General features: G+C 52.0%; 10 protein-coding genes and 2 pseudogenes. 7 read left to right on the forward strand and 5 right to left on the reverse strand.

Going from position 1 to position 15365, the window contains the following annotated elements:
• Positions 1-858: 858 nt before the first annotated feature.
• Both BRD58_RS06240 and BRD58_RS06245 read right to left on the reverse strand, forming a co-directional pair.
• A complete protein-coding gene (locus tag BRD58_RS06240; RefSeq protein WP_225857619.1) occupies positions 859-2007 on the reverse strand; it encodes an acyltransferase family protein in 1149 nt (382 codons plus the stop codon).
• Between the two features lie 528 nt (positions 2008-2535).
• A pseudogene (locus BRD58_RS06245) lies at positions 2536-2801 on the reverse strand (integrase core domain-containing protein); the annotation flags it as partial.
• A 158-nt stretch (positions 2802-2959) separates the two neighbouring features.
• On the opposite strand from BRD58_RS06245, the pseudogene BRD58_RS06250 reads away from it, so the two are divergent.
• From BRD58_RS06250 to BRD58_RS06270, 5 genes and pseudogenes are all read left to right on the forward strand, one after another.
• Positions 2960-3975, forward strand: a pseudogene (locus tag BRD58_RS06250) (IS110 family RNA-guided transposase).
• Between the two features lie 513 nt (positions 3976-4488).
• Positions 4489-5547 (forward strand): FUSC family protein, encoded by a 1059-nt coding sequence (locus BRD58_RS06255; protein ID WP_012848035.1) that lies wholly within the window; start codon positions 4489-4491, stop codon positions 5545-5547.
• Positions 5548-5636: 89 nt separating this feature from the next.
• Entirely contained in the window at positions 5637-7802 is a 2166-nt protein-coding gene (gene dinG / locus BRD58_RS06260; RefSeq protein WP_069578386.1) for an ATP-dependent DNA helicase DinG, read from the forward strand.
• A 310-nt stretch (positions 7803-8112) separates the two neighbouring features.
• A complete protein-coding gene (gene wzz(fepE) / locus BRD58_RS06265) occupies positions 8113-9159 on the forward strand; it encodes an LPS O-antigen length regulator Wzz(fepE) (protein WP_069578389.1) in 1047 nt (348 codons plus the stop codon).
• Between the two features lie 220 nt (positions 9160-9379).
• Positions 9380-10312, forward strand: a complete 933-nt coding sequence (locus tag BRD58_RS06270; protein WP_071890263.1) for a glycosyltransferase family 2 protein — start codon at positions 9380-9382, stop codon at positions 10310-10312.
• Between the two features lie 650 nt (positions 10313-10962).
• Here BRD58_RS06270 and nfo read toward each other — a convergent pair.
• The 3 genes from nfo to BRD58_RS06285 form a co-directional block, all read right to left on the reverse strand.
• A complete protein-coding gene (gene nfo / locus BRD58_RS06275) occupies positions 10963-11811 on the reverse strand; it encodes a deoxyribonuclease IV (RefSeq protein ID WP_069578391.1) in 849 nt (282 codons plus the stop codon).
• Between the two features lie 119 nt (positions 11812-11930).
• Positions 11931-12995, reverse strand: a complete 1065-nt coding sequence (locus BRD58_RS06280) for a YeiH family putative sulfate export transporter (protein ID WP_073381982.1) — start codon at positions 12993-12995, stop codon at positions 11931-11933.
• A gap of 135 nt (positions 12996-13130) precedes the next feature.
• Positions 13131-13388 (reverse strand): DUF2545 family protein, encoded by a 258-nt coding sequence (locus BRD58_RS06285; RefSeq protein WP_012848043.1) that lies wholly within the window; start codon positions 13386-13388, stop codon positions 13131-13133.
• A gap of 317 nt (positions 13389-13705) precedes the next feature.
• Here BRD58_RS06285 and BRD58_RS06290 point away from each other — a divergent pair, with 317 nt between their 5' ends.
• Together BRD58_RS06290 and yieE are read left to right on the forward strand one after the other, a co-directional pair.
• Positions 13706-14146 (forward strand): universal stress protein, encoded by a 441-nt coding sequence (locus BRD58_RS06290; protein ID WP_012848044.1) that lies wholly within the window; start codon positions 13706-13708, stop codon positions 14144-14146.
• Positions 14147-14342: 196 nt separating this feature from the next.
• Entirely contained in the window at positions 14343-15209 is an 867-nt protein-coding gene (yieE, locus tag BRD58_RS06295) for a DNA-binding transcriptional regulator YeiE (RefSeq protein ID WP_012848045.1), read from the forward strand.
• Positions 15210-15365: the final 156 nt, after the last annotated feature.

Here is a 15365-nt window from a genome sequence, read left to right on the forward strand (position 1 = left end):
GCCTTATATTGTATATGGTTGATTTATTGTGATAATTTATTATGCCAGTCTTTGCTATCTGTTGTACATTGCTTGATGCATATCTGTGATGCATTGTACATGCGGATAGGAAATACATATTGAGTGCATAAATCATAACTTCATTGAGTTTAGAAAACTAATATAGCGTTCGATGATGCAATGCTTCTCTTCACGGTCAATGTTTATGCTAAAGAACTGCCTGTTTTGTGAACTTTAGATGTACAACCCTAGGAACGTTAAGGCCGCTCACCGATAGTGGACATACAGATAAATGAGTTGACTCTTGCTAGGAATAATTTACATAACAGGTCCTATATATGGCCAATCGAGTTCCATAGCCTATCAAATTTTGCAGGGGTAGGATAACCTGTGAAGTTATATAAATCTAACAGGCTATTTTTATTATACTATCTATATAGAACTCATTTTTCACTCACTGAAGATGGAGAGCATCCTCAGAAAGTGCTTTGCCAGTTGAGGAATGATGTGGATAGTTATATTTAATTATAATGATGAGTTTGCCATACCACTGTATCCATGATGGGGTTAGGTTTAAAAATTTTGGAAAAAATTAGCTTAAATCTATGTCATCATTTTTAATAAAGGGCCAATCTTTTTTGTCATAAAATGATGGCATCAGGCCCTTCCATCTTTCTGCTAAAACTCTCCAATTATATGCTAGCTATCGTCTTCTTTGTTGAGTCTATCCATTATTCGCAATGTGATGATGATGTTTCATATCAGGTAAAACTATCTCACTTTAGTGAAATATACGTCGAAACTTCTATTCTATCATTGATAGTGAGCGATTTAAAATCCACTATGCTATATTTTATATTAATTTGTTTTTCTTGATTTTGCTCTTTTTGATAGATTATATATTGGATATTCTATGGTGTATGATATAAAAATAGAAGTTAGTATTATCGCAATAAATACGAATGGTGATAAGAGCATTATATTTTCTCCCGATAGGATAGTTTTAAATCCGATGTACCAAAAAATACCATGAATTAAGTACAAGCTGTAGCTTGTTACACCCAACCTCTTAAGTCCTTTTATATTTAATACTCCAAAAAATGTAGCCCCATGACAAGTCATTATAAATAATAAAGCTGCAAAAAGTGGAGAGATTGCAGTGGATAATTTACCAGTAAAAGGGATTATAAACAATAAAATAATAACTATGCTTTGGATTGCAATATTAGACTTTAGCCTGTTTAATAATTGCATATGAAAATGCTTGCAGAAAAAACCAACTGAAAAGAAAAAAATGGCAAGATATCCCCCCGAGTTTAGCTCTGGATGGGCTATTTTAGTATATATGAAAAATATAAAAGCTAGTATGGCAGAACTTATTCCTATAATTGCTCTTTTGTTTAATGGGATTAGTAATGAAATTAATGGCAGTGTGAAATATAAGCGCCACTCCCATGCTAATGACCATGTTACTCCAGCATTAATAATATTACTATTGGACATGCCAAATAAAGGATTTCTTTCATTGAATACTCCACCATCAAACCATGGTATTATATTTAGCAAATGTTCATTGCTTTGGGTCCCATATATGTATGATATTAAAATACATCCCAATGATGATAGTATGGTTACTGGAACTATTCTTAAAAAACGTTTCTTGTAAAATGAGAACCACCAAGAAATTCGATTTATAGAGATGTTTGAGAAAAGGTATCCTGACAGAATGAAAAAAATGCCAACAGCAAATTTTCCTATAAATGAAAAAAAATAGTTCCCATTAATTACCCACACTCCTGTTTTTGAGTAAAAATAATTAAAAAAGAAGTGATGAAATACTACCATTATAGCTAAAATAGCCCTCAATCCATCGAGGTGATTCAACGGTCGTTTATCCATTTTATCCATAAACGAAAAAAACGATAAATTCATCATTATAACCGCTGCAACAACAATGCCGCCTGCCCAGATGATCATTACCATATCATTGTACATGTATGCTTCCACATTTTATAACCTCTGTCGAATTTTATAATTGATTCATCATTTAGTCAATCTTATTAGATTGACTCGTTGTTTTTAATGGAAATGATTACCAAAACTCATTGTTTGAGAGACTAGCAAAAGAGAAATTTGATGAGTATGATTCTTGCCTTGAGGTCATTTCGCTCAGAATCACATGCGACCAGGATCTCTACAAGAAGAAAATTGTTTAGAAGAAACAGTATTTATAAATAATAGGACAAAATTGAATCCAAACATCATGCTATCGTTATTTTTACAGGTATATTCCAACTTATTATAATTTGTTGCAGTCATATGGATAATTACTGGTCGATAACGGTTATGCTGGTTCAGTGTCTACTAAGATGTCAAGGCGTTTGTTGCCAGCAACGTTAGGTGAAAACCATACAGGGAGAACGCAAGATAGGGCACATAGGCTACTGCAATATTGGTGGTGCGATCGAAACTCAGAATGGGGTCAGTCCAGTGTGGCTAGCGTGGATAGAGTAACGCGGCAGGTGTGCAGAACTGTTAGGACGGTTGACCTGCCACCTGGATTAGATACAACGCTAAGTTAGTGATGTCGGATCCTTTACTTTCAAAATTCCCCTTTCTCTAGGCGCCGCAAATTCAGGCAACGTCGGATAATTCAGCGTGGAGTGCGGGCGACACTCGCTATAATCCTGATGCTATTCGCTGATGATTTTCCTGGCATGACTGACGTCACTGAACCAGTGCTCATTCAGGCATTCGCCGCGCAAGCGCCCATTAAAACTTTCAATAAATCTGTTCTGTGTCTATTCCTCAAGCGACTTTAGACGCTTAATCTCGGGCACCGCCATATCGCCATATCGCCATATCGCCATATCGCCATACTCTTGCTCCAGGTAATGGGATGGACTACCTCCTCCCGCTGCGGTTAACTGTACGAAATGTGCTCACCAGGAGAATCACCATGAATATCGTATTTCTGGGTATTGATCTGGCTAAAAATGTTTTTCAGCTCTGCGGGTTAAACCAGGCCGGCAAACCGGTTTATACGAAACGAACTGGCCGAAAAGAATTGCTCCAGACGCTGGCCAATATTCCTGCATGTCTGATTGGGATCGAAGCGTCCACCGGGACATTTTACTGGCAGCGTGAGTTTGAGAAACTGGGGCACAAAGTAAAGGTCATCAGTCCTCAGTATGTAAAACCCTTTGTCCGCGGGCAAAAAATGATGGTAATGATGCACAGGCCATCGCAGTGGCTCTGATGCAACCGACAATGCAGTTCGTGCCGCCAAAAAGCCCCGAACAGCAGGATATCCAGGCTTTACACCGGGCAAGGCAGCGTATTGTAAATCACCGCACTGCTACAGTCTGTCAAATAAGAGGGCTGTTACTTGACCGGGGGATCCCCATTGGCAGTGCTGTCTCCAGAGCTCGCCGGGCTATTCCTCTTATCCTTGAAGATGCAGAAAACAGTCTAAGTTCCCGTATGCGCAGAACAATTGCCGAGCTCTATGATCTCTTTAACGATCTCGAGCGTCGGATCCATTTTTTTGATAAGGAAATTGAAACAGTATTCAGACAATCAGAAGCCTGTCAGCGTATCGCCAGAGTTAAAGGCATCGGCCCTAAAACGGCCACGGCCGTTGTTGCTGCTATTGGCAAAGGAACTGAATTTAAGAATGGCCGCCACTTTGCTGCATGGCTGGGTCTGGTTCCACGCCAGCATTCGAGTGGCGACAGGCAGGTGCTGATGAATATGACGAAAAAAGGCGACAAGCATCTGCGGACACTTTTTATTCATGGTGCCCGCGCTGTCGTCAGGGTTGCCACGAATAACAATGATGGCCATATGAATCAGTGGGTTAACCAGTTAAAGGAGCGGCGCGGATTTAATAAAACGACCGTGGCGGTCGCTAACAAAAACGCGCGAATAATCTGGTCGATGCTGAAAAATGAGACCGAGTATCAGGTAGTGTGAAATTAATCCCCTGCCAGAAAAAGTTGCAGCGTACTGAGAAATGGTGACAGGTTGCACCTGCACAATCGGAACCTGATTTTTATACTGGCCTCAGAGGCCGTCCAGTTGTTGAGGCGATTGTGTGCGAATTACCCATTTGGGCACAGATTTTCCTGATGCCGGATAGATGTAAGCAACAACCCAAAACCAGATTCAGTACTTGCAAAACGGAGGTAGTCCATAGATGTAGTAGGTGGCATCGGAAATAGCGTGTTTGCGGCAGCATGATCAGGCGAATACGCTGGCTTCAAGCTCGCGGAAAATACTGATGTTCTGTGCGTCGGAAAAACGCTTCTTTATGGTGATGTCCTCATGTGGCTTATGAAGACATTACTAGCATCGCGGTGTGTTAATCAACGGAGGGTAGGTCAGTTCCAGGGGTGATGATAAGGGTGCTGGGCATTTCTTTATGCCGCAGATTTCCGTTACACTAAAGGTTCATCTCTGTTGAGAGCCTGATCCAAGGTCGTTTCCGTGCGTTTAAATAAAAGTATCACCCCGTTTGACTCCTTCATCTATGGGCACTACCGAGCTGTGCACGGTGTGCGCATGGCGATCTCTTTCGTATTAACCTTCCTTCTGATCCGATTGCTGGCGGTGCCTGAGGGGGCCTGGGCGCTGATCACCATGGTGGTGGTGATCGGGCCGATCTCCTTCTGGGGCAACGTGACCGTCCGGGCGCTGCAGCGCTGTATGGGGACGGTGTTCGGCGCCGCATCGGGGCTGGTGGCGCTTTATCTTGAGCTCTATTCGATGAGCCTGATGCTGGCGTGGTGCGCCGTCGTGATGTTTGTCTGCGGCATTGCGGCCCTGGGCAAGCGCCCCTATATGGGGCTGCTGATCGGCATCACGCTGGGCGTGGTGTGCGCCGCCGGACCCGGCGATATCCAGACGGCGCTGCTGCGCAGCGTCAACGTGATCATCGGTTCGCTGCTGGCGCTGCTGTTTGCCAGCATTTATCCGCAGCGGGCCTTCACCCACTGGCGCTTAAAGATGAACCATGGCCTGACCTGCATGAGTAACATTTATAGCGCCTATGTTTCACCCAATATGGTTGAGCGCCCGCAGCTGACCGAACGCCAGCAGCGCATTCTCTCCGATCTGGGCACCGTACGCGGCCTGCTGGCGCCCAGCGCCCGGGAGACCAAGGTGGATAAAGCGGTGTTCGACGCCATTCAGGTGATCACCCGTAACCTGGTGGCCACGCTGGAGATGATGACCGATGCCTATTGGGCCAGCCGTGAAAGCCACTTTATTATGCTGAATGCCACCCGGCTGCGGACGTTTCAGAAGCTGACCATCAACGCCCTGCACGGGCTGTCGGAGATGCTGCTCAGCGGACGGGTGGAGGAGACGCTGGAGCGCCTGCCGGAGATGGAGCCGATGGTGGCGGAGCTGAAGACGCTGATCGCGCAGGCGCAGGCGCACAGCGACGAAGAGGCGCCGATCTATGGCTACCTGTGGCTGAATATGCAGCTGGCGATGCAGTTGGATGAGCTGCGCGATCTGCTGAGCAACGTACTGCGCCGCTGATCGGCGCAGGGGGCGCAGCGGCGCAGGCGGCTGATTTTGTCCGCCCGCTGTGCGACAATAGCGCGCCATGTTTCCCGCAGCGAGTATCAATGACCCTTTCCAGCGCACTCAAAACCCAGATCTCCCAGTGGTATAAGGCCCTGGCGCAGCAAATTCCCGATTTTGTCACCCGCCCGCAGCAGCGGCAGATGATCGCTGAGGTCGCGCGGGCGCTGAGCGGCATCGACGCCCGTCATTTGGTGATCGAAGCGCCGACCGGCGTCGGTAAAACCCTCTCTTATCTGTTACCCGGCATCGCCATCAGTCGGGCGCAGCAGAAGCCGCTGGTGGTGAGCACCGCCAACGTGGCGCTGCAGGATCAGATTTATACCCAGGATCTGCCGCTGCTGCGGCGAATTATTCCCGATCTGACCTTTACCGCCGCCTTTGGCCGCGGCCGCTACGTGTGTCCGCGTAATTTGGCGGCGCTCTCCGATCATCAGGATGGGCAGGGGTCTCTACTGCTGTTTATCGATGATGCGCTGCAGCCGAGCAGCGAGGAGGAGCGGGCGCAGTGCCGGCGTCTGCTGGGAGAGCTGGAGAGCCGCCGCTGGGATGGGCTGCGCGATCATCTGCATGATAATCTGGAGGAGGGGCTATGGGCCAAGATGAGCACCGATCGGGCTAGCTGCCTGAACCGCAGCTGTTCCCACTTTCGTGACTGCCCGTTTTTTCTGGCGCGGCGTGAAATTGAAAGCGCCGATGTGGTGGTGGCCAACCATGCGCTGGTGATGGCGGCGCTGGAGAGCGAATCGGTGCTACCGCCGCCGAAGGATCTGCTGCTGGTGCTGGATGAGGGGCACCATCTGCCCGATGTCGCCCGCGATGCGCTGGAGATGGAGGGTGAGATCACGGCCCTGTTTGTGCAGGGACAGATCGATATGATCGTACGTCATATCGAACAGTGCCAGGCGCAGTATCAGCCCAAGAATCCTCCGCGCTTGCTGAACAGCGAGCGTCTGCAGGCGCATACGGCGGAGCTGCGTCAGCTGCTGACGGATTTCGATCGCGCCGCCGCCGCGCTGCTGGCGGAGGAGGAACAGTACCGATTTATTTTGGGCCAGCTGCCCGACGCGCTGAGCGAACTGGCCCAGCGCCTGTACAAGCTGTGCGATGGTCTGCGCGGCCTCAGCGAGTTCATGATGAACGATCTGCAGGAAAAAACCGGCAGTCACGATGTGCTGCGCCTGCAGCGCGCGCTGCTGCAGATGAGTCGGGCGTTCAGCTACTTAGAGGCGCTGAGCAAGCTGTGGCGCCTGGCGTCGCTGGCGCAGGCCTCCAATGCACCGATCTCCAAATGGCTGACGCAGGAGGTCAGCGACGGCGTGCACCACCGCTATCTGCACTGCGTCGGGATCCGGGTATGCGATCAGCTGGAGCGCTTACTGTGGCGGCGCATTCCCCACGCGGTGATCACCTCGGCGACCCTGCGCTCCCTGAACCGCTTTGACCGTATCAGCGAACTCTCCGGCCTGAATAGCCAGGCCGGCGATCGCTTTGTGGCGTTAGACTCGCCGTTTGACCATGTACACCAAGGGCGTCTGGTGATCCCGCAGATGACGCTGGAGCCTACGCTGGCGCAGGAGGGGGAGCATTTGCGTCAGATGGCTCATGTTTTCCGAACGGCCTGGCTGCGCGGTGAGCACACCGGCATGCTGGTGCTGTTTGCCAGTCAGCGGGCGATGCAGACTTTTTTAGGCTTTGTTCCGGATCTGCGCCTGGGGCTGCTGGTGCAGGGGGACCGCCCCCGCTATCGCCTGGTGGAGGAGCACTGTCGCCGGGTGCGCGCCGGGACACAGAGCGCGCTGGTCGGGCTGCAGTCGTTTGCCGAGGGGCTGGATCTGAAGGGCGAGCTGTTGACCCAGGTGCATATCCACAAGGTGGCCTTTCCTCCGGTAGACAGCCCGGTGATCCTGACGGAGGGGGAGTGGCTGAAGTCGCGTAACCGCTATCCCTTTGAGGTGCAGAGCCTGCCAGGCGCCTCTTTTACCCTGATCCAGCAGGTTGGGCGACTGATCCGCAGCCACGCCTGTCGCGGCGAGATCGTCATCTACGATCGTCGCCTGCTGAGCAAACCCTACGGTAGCCGTCTGCTGGCCGCGCTGCCAGTGTTTCCTATCCTGCAGCCGCCGCTGCCGGAGGGGGAATTGCCCGCCTGGCCGCAGCCCGCGCCGTCTAAGCGAGCCCCTCGCCGCACCGCGCGTCGGCGGCGTTAGCGTCTTGCTAAAGTGCAATCATCATACAACAGATTGCCTGATAGAAAATTCTTAGATAGAATCCATAGGAATAGGATTATTCCAATCCAATAAATAATGAAATTATATTTCATTTAGAAATAATACTTGCCAAACAGAGCATCGCCTCCTGTCGCTCGGGCCATTTCCCGGGGCGGAGCGGTGTATTCGCCGTTTCGAAAGGGAGGCTCCCCGCGCGGGAGAAATGCCGTTGTCCAACTTGTCTAATTTGTCTAACTTGTCTAATTCTGTATCGTCTTCTGGCGCTGCGCTTACGCCGCCGCGTGCACAGATGCAGAGTGAGATCGATCTGCTTTCCCTGCTGCTGGTGCTGTTCAAGGCCAAGTGGATGATTCTTGGCACCGTGCTGCTGTGCGCCCTGCTGGGATTTATTGTCAAGACACAGTTGCCGCAAAGGTGGACCAGCTATGCCGAGCTGATCCCGGCCCAGGCGCGTGAGTTGTCCGCGATGAACAGCGAGCTAAACCAGCTGGCGCTGCTGGATATCAAGGTCGACGCTACGCCGGGCTGGCTAATGGCCCGCTTTGTGCAGCTATATGAATCGCAGATCGTGCGTCGCGAATATATTGCTCAGACGGATTACTATAAAACGCAGGCGGCCGCGCTGCCCGATCCGCTGGCGCGTGAGCGTTTGCTCAGTACGCTCACGCAGCAAGGCTTCACCCTGAAGAACAGCCAGCTGGATCAGGCGACCGAGAGTAAAGAGTACACCTACTACCGACTGGGGGTCAGCGCTCATAGCTCTCAGGAGGCCCATGCGCTGCTGCAGGGATACATTGACTTTGTCGCCGCGCGGGTGGTGGACGATCTGCGCTATAATATTAAGAGCCAGTTGGATCAGACCCTGACGCGGGAGAAGGCGCAGTATCAGCTGACGCTGCAGCGGCTGAAGAATGCGCAGCAGGTGAAGATCCGTCGTCTGAACTATTCGCTGGCGGTGGCGCAGGCGGCGGGGATCAGCAAGCCGCTGTACGGCAACGGTGCTACGTTTAAGGATGACGATGATTTCCCGATTTCGCTGGGCACCAATGGCCTGCGTCAGAAGCTGGATATCGAGCGCAGCCAGACGGATCTGAGCGAGCTTAACGCCGGGCTGAAGAACAGCCAGATGTATATCGAGCGACTGAGTCAGGTACACCTGAATGCGCTGACGGTGCAGCCGTTTAAGTATCTGATGCTGCCGAGCGTTCCGGTGCAGAAAGAGGCGCCGAAGGGGGCGCTGATCGTGGTGCTCTCCGCGTTGTCCGGTCTGCTGCTCTCCTGTGGCGCGGCGCTGATGCGCCACGCCATCGTTAGTAGAGAAATGGAATCTCATTAATCAATAGGGCAGTATATATGGGGAGTGTGTCACCTCCCCATCTTATTAGGTCGCCTATAGATGTATTTATTTGAAATTCTTAGTTGCTAACGTTATTTTTGGTTTTTTATTTCTTATTATAGCATTTTTTTAGCTTTTTAAACTGTTATAATAAGCAAGTATTTTATATTGTAAGGATTGATGTTATCATCTGAAAAAAATATTTACATATGGTGATAATATGCCTCCTTTATCTAGGCTGAAAGGAAAAAGCTTTTCTTGGATTATTAATAAGGTAATATCAATAATTGTTGAGAATATAAAGATTTTCTATTTCCGCTGGAGACGGGTTATACATGAGAAAAATATCTATCGATGTCGAGATGAATATCACTTCGATCGCTCTTCATTAACGAAGGCGAGAGGTACTGGAATATCGGGTATTATGCGTTTATATAATGAAGAGCGTTATTTAGAAAGCTCGATAGAAAGCTATATTGAACAATTGGATGAACTGATCATTGTGCATAACCGCTGTACAGATTCTACGCCGGAAATCTGTGAGAAAATGCGGCTAAAATACCCACATAAAATAAAGGTGTTTCATTACATCCCCTCTGTGGCTCCGCCAGGTAGTCTCGCGCATGTGGCATTAGATCCTAGGGATGAGCGAAGTTTAGTTAATTACTATAATTTTGCATTGTCAAAAACGACCAAAGAATATGTAATGAAAGTCGATGGTGATTGTATCTTGATTGCAGATGCATTTCTCAAAATAAGAGAATATATTTTATCAAAAAAACCTAGTGATGAGTATAATTATTTTTTTGGTATTAACTTAAAGTATAATGATATGGGTGAGTTGGCATTAAGGAAAAGTGCTCCTCTTACTGCGGGTTATGATCATGGTATTTTTAAAGTGTCAAAAAATACGTTTTTTAAGCATGCATATAACTATGAGGTTTTCTCTCATAAATTAAAGGAAAAAAACAATGGCATTGTTTTTTTCCATTTAAAATCTTTAAAGGAAGATCTTGCTGTTGATTCTCATGGGTTGGATACTGAATTTTATCGTGGATATTTTAACGATCGATTAAGCCAGGATGTTATTGAGTGGGGTGATTTCCCTCAGATAAGGGGAATACATCGTCCTGATTATATTAAGAGTTTATAATGTATTGATTTTTCCATTCTGAAAATTGATATATTTTTTAACTATTGAAGATGTATTTATATTTGAATGGAAATGGTCAGTTTTGGCGATAATCATTCAATTATATATTTATCCCTGCAATTATCTGAGGTTGTTAGTGTGTCGTGATTGCCTTGGTTCTGCAGGGTATAGAGATAGCCGCGTGAATGAGTAGATCACTTTAGGCTAATGTAGTGTGGATTATGTGAGTTGTTCAATTGTTAAACATTTCAACTCTCCATTTAGACTGAACTATATAGACCACCGTATCTATTTTTACAGTGAATGATGTCTGGCGTAGAAGCTATCCATAAAACGTAAAAACGTATGGCGAAAATCCTGCATCGTAGATGCATTGCCATGCTAATGGGATATTGGAGTACATACGTCAGCCGTCAGCGAAGTCGCTAAAATGCGCTGTGATGCTCTCCGCGTTGGCCGGTCTGCTGCTCTCCTGCGGCGCGGCGCTGATGCGCCACGCCATCGCCAATCGCGCGATGACACTACCGGCGCCGGTTACGCTGCCGTCTGCGTAAGGGCCGTTGCGCCATCATGTGAAAAACGCAGCCCAAGGGCTGCGTTTTTTGTCTCTGTTTCTGGCTCGCGGTGGGCCGGTGTCCGCCCGCGAGCGATTATGCCGCCGCCTGCTGCGCTTTGAGCCAGGCTATCTCATCCTGCCAGCGGTCGGGATCGGTGGTTTCTAGGATCAGCGGGATACCGTCAAAGCGCGGATCGCGCATGATCCAGCGGAACGCCGTATAGCCGATATTGCCTTCACCCAGGCTCTGGTGCCGGTCAACCCGGCTGTTGAAGGCGCTTTTCGCATCGTTGAGGTGCATGCCGCGCAGGTACGTAAAGCCAACGGTGCGGGAAAATTGGGCAAAGGTCTCCTCGCAGGCTGCCTCGTCGCGCAGATCATAGCCTGCGGCGAAGGCGTGGCAGGTATCGATGCAGACCCCGACGCGCGATTTGTCCTCGACCTGTTCAATGATGGCCGCCAGGTGCTCGAAGCGGAAGCCCAGGTTGCTGCCCTGACCGGCGGTGTTCTCGATCACCGCGCACACCCCCTGGGTCTGAGAGAGGGCGAGGTTGATCGACTCCGCGATACGGGACAGGCAGTCGCGCTCGTCGATCTGCAGTAGGTGGCTACCGGGGTGAAAGTTGAGCAGGGTCAGCCCCAGATCGGCGCAGCGCTGCATTTCATCGATAAAGGCGCCGCGCGACTTTTCCAGCGCCTCGGTGACCGGGTGGCCCAGGTTAATCAGGTAGCTGTCGTGCGGCAGGATCTGCTGCGGCTGATAGCCATAGCGCGCGCAGGCGGCCCTGAAGGTGTCAATGGCATCGTCCGTCAGCGGGGCCGCCTTCCACTGGCGCTGGTTCTTGGTGAACAGCGCAAATGCAGTGGCCTCCAGCGCATGGGCGCGGGCGGGGGCCTGATCTAGCCCTCCGGCGGCGCTGACGTGAGCTCCAATATATTTCATAGGGTTATCTCCTGTTGCGATGGCGCTATTATGGCACTGAACGCCCGGGCAGCGTAGTTTTTTACCCAAAACAAAAACACCCTGCTAACCATGGGTTAACAGGGCGCGGAGGCTGTTGCTTACAGGCAGCGCTGGATCACGACGTTGATGGCGCCGCCGCCGATAATCAGCCAGGCGAACAGCAGACTGGCCAGGATGATGGGGCGGATGCCGGCCTGGCGGATGGCGCTAATGTGGGTGGTCAAGCCCAGGGCGGCCATGGCCATGGCCAGCAGGATGGTATCCAGGGTAATCAGCGCGTGCACCAGCGCGCCGGGCAGCAGATTAAAGGAGTTAACGCCGGCGACCAGAATAAAGATAACCGCGAACCACGGAATGGTGATCGGGGCTTTTTTCCCGCTGGCGTTGCCGGCGCCGCGGCTGAGCGCGCTGGACAGAATCAGCAGGAACGGCGCCAGCATCATCACGCGGATCATTTTGGCGATCACCGCGGCGTTGCCGGTGTCGTCGCTGATGGCGCGTCCGGCGGCGACCACCTGGGCCACCTCATGTACCGTCGAGCCAATATAGATGCCGAAGCTTTCCTGGGTCATCGCGACCCACTGGTAGTGGGCGTTGAGCTGATAGAGCCAGGGGTACAGGAAGATGGCAATGGTGCCGAAGATAACGACGGTCGAGACGGCGACGGAAACCTTGCTGGCGTCGGCTTTGACCACCGGTTCGGTGGCCATGACCGCCGCCGCGCCGCAGATGCTGCTGCCGGCGCCGATCAGCATCACGGTCTGCTTGTCCATGCTAAAGACTTTACGCCCCAGCCACAGCGCCAGCAGGAAGGTGGAGCTGAGGGTCAGCGCATCGGTGACAATGCCGGTCAGACCGACGTCGGCTATTTGCTGAAACGTCAGGCGGAAACCATACAGGATGATCCCCAGGCGCAGGAATTTCTGTTTGGCCAGATGGACCCCGACGGAGCAGGGGATGCTCAGGGCCGGGTAGACGCTGTTGCCGATCAGAATGCCGAGAATGATGGCCAGGGTCAGGGCGCCAAAGCCGAGCTGCTCAACCCAGGGTAGGGCGCCGGCCCACATGGAGACGGCGGTGATGATGCCGGTCAGCAGCAGCCCGGGGAGCAGGCGCAGCAGGGCATGGGTCTGGTGTGAAGCGTGCGATCTGTTTTCTGTCATTGTTATGGTGAACTGTATTATTGTGAATTTAAGAGCCGTCAAGCTTAAAGAGACAATGGCTAAATTCTAAATCGATAATGGTATTATGTTTTATAGACATATTTGCTAAATGATCCCCCACCGAATGCGCGCGGCTCAGGCATCCGGCGGGGTGGCCGCATTGGTATTGATGATGATCAGCAGGACGCACAGGGGCGACAGCAGCGCCGCCAGCGCCGCAGTGACCGTGTTGCCCTGAGAGAGCAGCCAGGCGCCATAGTAAAAGCCGTAGGCCAGCGCCACCTGCAGGACAAAGGCCAGCGTACCGCCGCGCCACCCGCGCTTGGCCCAGGCAAAGGCGCAGATCGCCAGGGTAACCAGCGCACCGATCAGATAACCATACAGGGTTTCCATGGTAGCCTCCCGCCCGCCGCTGTCGTGTTCAGACTGCCTACGTTGAGTATAGTGTAATTGTGCCGAGTCAACGGGTGGCCGGGGGTGCTCAGGGCGGGGCGGCGGCGAATAAATCACCCGTTTGTGTTATAGTCAGACGGGATCCTGCGGCGGCGCGCGGGCGTGATGCCCTCCGCCGGCATTGTCCGGGGTGCCCCCTCCGACGCCGTGCGTGCCCGGACGGCGCACTGGCCACGCGCGTGACGGGTGCGCCGGAGTAACAGTAGCTGGGTTAACTATCAATCATTTACATCAATCATCAATAAAGGAGATCCATTATGGATGGCACCTATAACATGATTTTGGTACCGGTTGATTTGGAAGAACCTCAGTTGACGGAGGTCGCGCTGAAGCACGCCCTGTTTTTGGCCGAGCAGTCTCAGGCCGCGCTGCGTCTGCTGCACGTTCATCCCTCGGTTCCCACGATCTTTATGAGCGAGTATCCCCAGCAGATCGCTGAGCTGCGTGACACGGCGCTGCAGCAGGCCGAGAAACGGCTGGAGGCGCTGGCGGCATCGCTGCCGCTGTCGCCGGCGCGCACCAGCGTCAAGGTCTGCTGGGGCTCTATCTACGATGAGATCCTGAAAGAGGCCGAGGCGTGCGGTGCGGATTTGATCGTGATCGGCTCACGCCGTCCCAGCATGTCAACCTACCTACTCGGCTCTAACGCCGCCCGCGTGGTGCGCCACGCCAGCATCTCCGTGCTGGTGGTGCGCTGATCCTGCGTCGGCCTCCCTGCGCGGGGGAGGCCGGACACGCGATATTAATCGCTTTAAGTAGTAAATTCTTTCTAATTTATCTATAGTTGGCGCTGCGTAAGCGACATTTGACGCAGAGAGCGGCCCCGTCGTCGTCGGGTCACAGGGCTATCGGCGCCGGGGACGGCGCGTTGGTTGAAACGGTTTGGATCTGTCTATGCACATTACCTTGCGACAACTGGAAGTTTTTACAGAAGTACTGAAAAGCGGTTCGACCACGCAGGCATCCATGGTGCTGGCGCTTTCGCAGTCGGCGGTGAGCGCGGCGCTGTCGGATCTGGAGACCCAGCTGTCGGTGCGTCTGTTCGATCGCGTAGGCAAACGGCTGGTAGTCAACGAGCATGGCCGCCTGCTGTATCCGAAGGCGATGGCGCTGCTGGAGCAGGCCAGCGAAATCGAACAGCTGTTTAAGGGCGAGAGCGGGGCGCTGCGCATTGCCGCCAGTAGCACCATCGGTAACTATATTCTGCCGCCGATGATGGCCGCCTACCGTCGCGATTTTCCCGTGACGCCGCTGGAGCTGCACGTGGGCAACAGCCATGATGTGATCAGCGCCGTGGCGGAGTTTAACGCCGATCTGGGGCTGATCGAGGGGCCGTGCCACATGCCGGAGCTGACCACCCAAAGCTGGCTAGAGGATGAGCTGGTGGTGTTTGCCGCGCCGGATCATCCGCTGCTGCGTGAGCCGGTCACCCTGGCCCGCCTGGCGGATGCACCGTGGATCCTGCGTGAGACCGGCTCCGGCACCCGCGAGGTGGTTGAACATCTGCTGCTTTCCCATTTACCCCACTTCGATCTGGTGATGGAGCTGGGAAACTCCGAGGCCATCAAGCATGCGGTGCGCTATGGCATTGGCATCAGCTGCCTGTCGCGTCGGGTGATCGAGGAGCAGCTGAGCAACGGGACGCTGGTCGAGGTCGCGCTGCCGGAGATCAACCTGCATCGCTCGCTGTATCTGATCCACCACCGCCAGAAGCATATCTCCAAGGCGCTGGCCCGTTTTCTGAGCTACTGTCAGGCGTAGCCTCTGCGACGGCGGCAGCAGAGGCTGCTGCCGTAGCTTATTGTGATCTTTGTGTATTTTTATTGCACACTCGATTAGCCACTCGCTAATAATCCGCCAACCATCATGAAGCTCTCTTATTATCGTTAGATTGTTACTTCCCGCCGCAGATGGATT

Origin of the sequence: Edwardsiella piscicida, assembly GCF_001896205.1 — a bacterium.
GTDB classification, from domain to species: domain Bacteria; phylum Pseudomonadota; class Gammaproteobacteria; order Enterobacterales; family Enterobacteriaceae; genus Edwardsiella; species Edwardsiella piscicida.